Origin of the sequence: Sphingomonas sanguinis, from assembly GCF_001476905.1 — a bacterium.
GTDB lineage: Bacteria > Pseudomonadota > Alphaproteobacteria > Sphingomonadales > Sphingomonadaceae > Sphingomonas > Sphingomonas sanguinis_B.
Genome location: NZ_LDTE01000156.1, coordinates 1 through 5,854, shown reverse-complemented (window position 1 = coordinate 5,854; position 5,854 = coordinate 1). Strand labels below are relative to the sequence as shown.

At 59.4% G+C, this 5,854-nt stretch carries 5 protein-coding genes and 1 pseudogene; 2 read left to right on the top strand and 4 right to left on the bottom strand.

The window, feature by feature from the left end:
• Positions 1-149: 149 nt before the first annotated feature.
• The 3 genes from SB4_RS17975 to SB4_RS17965 all read right to left on the bottom strand — a co-directional run bounded on the left by SB4_RS17975 (position 150) and on the right by SB4_RS17965 (position 3,439).
• Positions 150-1,253, bottom strand: coding sequence for a hypothetical protein (locus tag SB4_RS17975; protein WP_153006327.1), 1,104 nt, complete (start codon positions 1,251-1,253; stop codon positions 150-152).
• A 3-nt stretch (positions 1,254-1,256) separates the two neighbouring features.
• On the bottom strand, positions 1,257-1,817 hold the full coding sequence (locus SB4_RS17970; RefSeq protein WP_153006326.1) for a hypothetical protein: 561 nt from the start codon (positions 1,815-1,817) through the stop codon (positions 1,257-1,259).
• Between the two features lie 485 nt (positions 1,818-2,302).
• On the bottom strand, positions 2,303-3,439 hold the full coding sequence (locus SB4_RS17965; RefSeq protein WP_206598028.1) for a citrate synthase/methylcitrate synthase: 1,137 nt from the start codon (positions 3,437-3,439) through the stop codon (positions 2,303-2,305).
• Between the two features lie 24 nt (positions 3,440-3,463).
• Here SB4_RS17965 and SB4_RS17960 point away from each other — a divergent pair, with 24 nt between their 5' ends.
• Together SB4_RS17960 and SB4_RS19850 are read left to right on the top strand one after the other, a co-directional pair.
• Complete coding sequence (locus SB4_RS17960; protein WP_058753665.1) at positions 3,464-4,609, top strand: citrate synthase family protein; 1,146 nt, start codon at positions 3,464-3,466, stop codon at positions 4,607-4,609.
• A gap of 307 nt (positions 4,610-4,916) precedes the next feature.
• Positions 4,917-5,579, top strand: a complete 663-nt coding sequence (locus SB4_RS19850) for a hypothetical protein (protein ID WP_153006325.1) — start codon at positions 4,917-4,919, stop codon at positions 5,577-5,579.
• 39 nt (positions 5,580-5,618) lie between these two features.
• Here the strand turns inward: SB4_RS19850 and SB4_RS19310 are convergent.
• A pseudogene (locus SB4_RS19310) lies at positions 5,619-5,854 on the bottom strand (IS5/IS1182 family transposase); the annotation flags it as partial.

Below are 5,854 nucleotides of genomic sequence, written 5' to 3'. Positions count from 1 at the left end.
CTCCAGGCTGGTTTTTCGGCAGATGCAGCTCGATCGCCGCCCACGCTTCATCCGACAACCAGAATAGCGCCATGCCTCATTCCTCCTGATCCACACGCCAGTGAATCAGGAAAACTGTCACCACTCAAGATGCTGATTGGGTTTGGACCCTAGTAACCCAGCACGGCGTAGCTGATCATGTAATTCTGCTCGGCGTTGCGCGCTTCACGGTACAGTGCAAGCGCACGCCGGGCATCTTCCGATGAAGGAATGTCGCGATCGAAGAGCCATTGGTACGCGGTCGTGAACGCCAGATTCCGCTTGGCCACAGCAACGGGAACAGGCCCACCACCCCAGCCGCCTTCGGCGATCGCGTACTGATCGTCGCACCAAGTCATCACGCTCAGGAAGCGGTTGATGACCGTCATCGCTTCTTCCATCGTGAGCTTGTTCGCCGTCAGGTCGATGTGGACCGACTGCACGTTCTCCTTCGTCTTGGGCATCATGACGAGATAATAGCGATCGAATTTAACGCGCATTTCGGTGCGCGGCCACGTGACCTGATTATCGACGCCGATGTTCAGGAAGTGCGAAGACCGCCTTGCGCCCAGACGTTCCAAGCGCGCGTTTTTCGCGTCCTCCTTGTCGTATTCGGCGCCATCGCCGGTCGGCGGCAACGGATGCGTGCGCGCCTGACCGACGCGCTGAGCCAAGCGATCAAAGAAGCGACGATTGAGTACGAGTTCTCGGCTGGCTGGCGCATTGCGCTGATCGGAATCGAATGCGTCGGCGGCGGCACCGGGCTGAAGCAGTGACACCGCTTCGTCGCGCACAAACGACACTCGCTTGCGTTCGCCCGCTTCGTCGAACGTGATCACGGCGATGCCGTTGCTGTTTGTTCCGGCTTCCGCGACCGACAGGCGTACCGCGACCAGTTTTTGGCGCGAGGCTTCGTCCCTCAAAAGATGACACATTGCAGCCGTGAAATTAGAGGCCGCACCAAACGCATCGGCTGACCCGCCCACCGGTTTGAGACGGGCGATGACTGCGGCAACATGCCCGGCCCAACCGGGCTGGATGGCGACGAGTCCCAGCACGGCCGCAACGATCTGCTCGTCCGTGAGCGCACGCCCTCGATTTTCACGGCCGCGCGGCAGACGACTGTAGCCGCGCAAGGACTCGAAGCGTTGCTCCATGGCGGACACGTCATCGGTGGTGACATCGCTCGCGCGAGAAAGCTCAAGAAGTACCCGTGCGAGTTGCTGCGCGAGCATCGGCTAACGACTTGGGCGCAGCTGTTTCACGGACTCGCGAATACGTGCCGACTGACCAGCGCTCAACCCGAGATCAAGGCTTAGCTTGAAGAATTCATCGGCAGCAGCGCCGCCTTCCAGCCGATGCGTCCGCGCAAGATTGCGTGCCTTTGAGCCGAGTTCGGGGATATCGCTGGAACTGACCATGCCGCAGTTCTCTACGGCGTCGGTATATTGCTGAATGATCGCCGCAGGCAGGTTGGCGCCGTGGATGAAGTAGCGAAGATGTTTCAGGAAGTGCGGATGACGCAGCGTCTCATCATGATCGTTACCGTGCTTCACGAAGCTGTCCTGGCGCGACTTGCCGCGACCGCCCGGATAATATTCGGGGTCCGCAAAGTAGCGGACACGATGCTCCGGGATACCTTTGCGCTCAATCAATGAAGTCGTGAGTTGATGAGCCAAATCTGCGTTGCGCAGAAAGCCCTCGTGATTGCCTTTGAACGAGAGTGGGTCGAAACTCAGGCTTGCGAGCATCTCTCTTTCGGGAGCAGTCAATCCGATGGTGGAGGCCGGGTCTATCATGCCTTCGGTCTACCACCGCCTCAAAGTTCAGGACAGTCCAGAGCAGGAAAAGAATTCAGCGCAGATTTACCTTTTGGCAATGATCAGCCGATCCGATCGAGGTCGATAATCACGTAGTAGACCACCAAAAAATTATGCGAGCTGGATAAGTGGCCGCTCTTGGGAACGCTGGTTAAGCCTTCCAATGGCCGAAATTAGGGCGCAATGCTGACTGTCGGCTTCACAACGCCCCATCGGCAGCTTTTGTCTGAAGCGGACGACCACGGTGGCTGGACCGAGCGACCGAATGTGGTCGGAAGTCGACGCTCAATTCCCGGCCGACCAGCATTGCGGAACAACTGAAGCCGGGCCGTTCCTGCCTGACGGGTTTCAAGCAGCCAAAAGGGAAATGCTGACATTTGAGCGAGGCGCTGGGCCGGGCATCGGTCGCTGCCAACAACAAACGCCCCACTCCAACTTCGCGATTCCGGAAAGCCGTCCATCGTTCAGGCCGCGATCTTTGGGACCGGACCGACGTAGACTGATGCAGGGCGGATCAATCTGCCATTGCAGACCTGTTCGCGCGCATGAGCAATCCATCCGAGTGTCCGGCCCATGGCAAATACGCAGGTGAACTCGGCAGGTTCGAAGCCCAAGGCCTCCAGCAGGAGCGCCGTGTAGAATTCTACATTCGTCTGGAGCGATCGATCCGGCTTACGCTCACTGAGTATCTGCAAAGCTGCGGACTCTACGGCTTCCGCAAGTGCGAGCCGCCCCGTATTTGATGACAGTGGTCGCACGGCCAGCTTCAGGGCATCCGCTCTCGGGTCTCGGACCCGGTAGATGCGGTGCCCGAACCCCATCAACCTCTCGCCCCTGTCGATGGCGCGCTCGATCCAGGCCCGTGCGTTGGAGGCTTCACCGATCTCATCCAGCATCTCGACGACCGGACCGGGTGCGCCTCCGTGCAATGGGCCTTTCAGGGTGCTTATCCCGGTAAGCACTGCCGACGTAAGGCCGGCAAGGGTCGAAGCCGTCACGCGCACCGCGAATGTCGAAGCATTGAGGCCATGATCGCAGACCGTGACAAGATAGGTATCAAGTGCGGCCGCCTCGTCCACGGTCGGATTGCTCCCTCGGATCATCCGCAACATATCCGTGGCATGGTCCGCCTCCGGATCGGGCGGTAGCGGCATATGCCCCTGCCTCTGGCGTGCAACGGCGGCGGTGAAAACAGAAACTCCCGCTAACAGCCGTATGGCGGTCCGCAGGTCGTCCCCGTCCGGTATCCGCGCCAACAAGGCACGGACCGCTTCCACGGCATTCAATCCTGCAGGGATAGCATCGACATAGGCGAACGCTTCGACCCGCGCCGCGCCCAGCATCGCTTCAAGCCCGGCCGGTTCCGGCAAATCGTCAAAAAAGCCATCGAGCAGCAGATGCGCGACTTCGCCAAACCGCGTCCGCCCTGCCAACTGGCCAAGTTCAAACCCGCGGATCACCAGCCGTCCCGCCACGCCATCGACGTCCGACAATATGGTGTTTGCGGCAACGACGCCTTCCAAACCTTCAGCCAATTTCTGGAACTCCTGCTTGACGAGCACAGGATTGCCATGGACATTCTTTTGGTCAATCTTGATCAATCTAATCAATATATAGGCCTAACTATGACCGGGTGGTCAACTGCCGAAGAGGTGATCGAGCGCTTGGGTCTGAAGCCGCAGACACTCTACGCCTATGTCAGTCGCGGCCGGATCGAGGCTCGACGGGATGCCGACGATCCCCGGCGCAGCCTCTATCGGACCGCCGATGTCGTTCGGTTGGAGAAGCGCCGGGCGCGCGGCAGAGCACAGGCTGCCGTGGCCGAGGAAGCCATCTCGTGGGGAGAGCCGGTGCTGGCATCTGCGATCACGACGATCGCCGATGGCAAGCTCTGGTACCGGGGGCAGGACGCGGCAACGCTCGGCGAAACCGCGAGTCTCGAAGACGTGGCGCGACTGCTGTGGGACTGTGGCGACGAGCGTTTCCCAACGCAGACCAACACCATCCCGGCGGGGCGTCCTCACGACCGGATGTTTCAAGTACTTGCCTGGCGCGCGGCGACCAGCCCGGCCATACGCGGAAGAAAACCCAAGGCGCTCTACTTCGAAGCAGCGGCCTTGCTCGATCTTCTCGTCGATGCGGTCGCTGGAGGCTCGGGCGAAGGCCCGATGCACCGGCGCCTCGGCCGAGCCTGGGGATGCGACGACACCGGCATGGATCTCATCCGGCGTTCATTCGTGTTGTTGGCGGACCACGAGTTGAATGCCTCGACTTTCGCGGCTCGGGTCACGGCTTCAACCGGGGCATCGTTGGCTGCCTGCGCGCTTGCCGGACTTGCCGCCCTGTCAGGCCCTTTGCACGGCGGCATGGCGGTACGCGTCCGCAGTTTCCTCGTTGAATCGGACAAGTCTGGTCCGCATGAGGCCACGGCGGCACGCCTTTCAGCAGGCACAATCTTACCAGGCTTCGGCCATCCGCTCTATCCTGGTGGCGATCCGCGAGCGCAAGCGCTGCTGGCGGCCTTTGAGCCGCTGCCCGAGCATTCTGCCCTCGCGGCTACCGTTCAGGATATCACCGGCGAACTGCCGAATATCGACTTCGCCCTCACAGCACTTAGCGAATTTGCGCATCTACCCGAAGACGCGCCCTTTCAGATTTTTGCTACTGCCCGATGCGCTGGCTGGATTGCCCATGCCTTGGAGCAATCACGCACCGGAATACTGATCCGCCCAAGAGCCAGGTATGTTGGTGTCGACCCAGGAACCACGTGAACCGCCGCCGGAGCGGTCATTCATGGCGCACGACGAGCGCGTCTAAAGCGGTTATCCGCATACACAGTTGACGCGCCGGAACGACGTGCCTTGGGACAAAGCCGTCGTATGCACCCGACATTCCGAACGGCAGCTCCTGTGAGCTGCGAACGCAAGTGGCTACCCGTTCAGCTGGGTGTGCGTAACCTCGGGCGTGCCAGCTGGTGTGAGGCCAGGCGATAGTGAATCCCTTGCTTTCGTGATTGCAGTGCGCTCAAATCTGCCGCGTTGGGGTGGCGGTGTCTCGAGATTAGAAGAGCAGTAAAACATGCGGGACGCGGAAGGGGGCGATGCTAACGAGCAGCGATGCAACCAGTGTAGGGAGCGGATACCTATCGGTGCCGTGCTTTGCTCGCATTGTAATAGCTATCAAGATTGGCGCGGTTATCTGCCTATTTCGTCAACCGCCCTTGCGCTGCTCATAGCGCTTTTTGGCGTTGGTTCCGCTGCACTGCCGGCGATCACCACTGCGGTTCAAGGGCATAACTCGGAGATTCACCTTTCGAGCCCCGTGCTTTCTGGTGAAACGCTGTTCCTCGTAGCCTCGAATTACGGCGATCGACCTGGCGGCTTAATCTCAGCAAAGATCGTTACACCAAGTGATGGTGTTATTCAGCTTCAGCCTATTGGAAGTGGCCCAGCGTTTGTGCCCACCGGCAGCAAGCAAGTTGGCTTCCATGCCCATTTCAGGATGTCGTCCAATACAGCTCTAAATATTTTGCACGACGAAAAGAGGCCCAACTTTAGAAAGCCATCAAAGGCTGTATTTTTAATAATTGATCATCATGGATTAGAGGCGGAGCAGAGTATAGATATCCCGCCATGGACCGTCGCCGGTTTATACAGAAATCATGTGAACAGATGTAACATAGAACCTGCGCAAAGTCAGGAACCGGAATGTCGGGGTGCTGGTGCTGGTTCTGATTTCTAGGGTCAGAACTCGTTGATTACAGCTAGGGCTGAGACTCAATCAGAGCCAGAATGCGAGCGCGGTTGCGATGGCGACGCCTGAGAGGAAGTTGACGGCGAGTTTATCGTAGCGGGTAGCGACACGGCGGAAGTCCTTGAGACGGCAGAAGGCGTTCTCGATCAAGTGGCGGCCGCGGTATCTGTCTTTATCATATCGGATCGTGCGTTTGCGGTTTCGCCGTCCGGGAATGACGGGAACGGCTCCGGCATCACGTAGCGAACGGCGCAGCCGGTCGG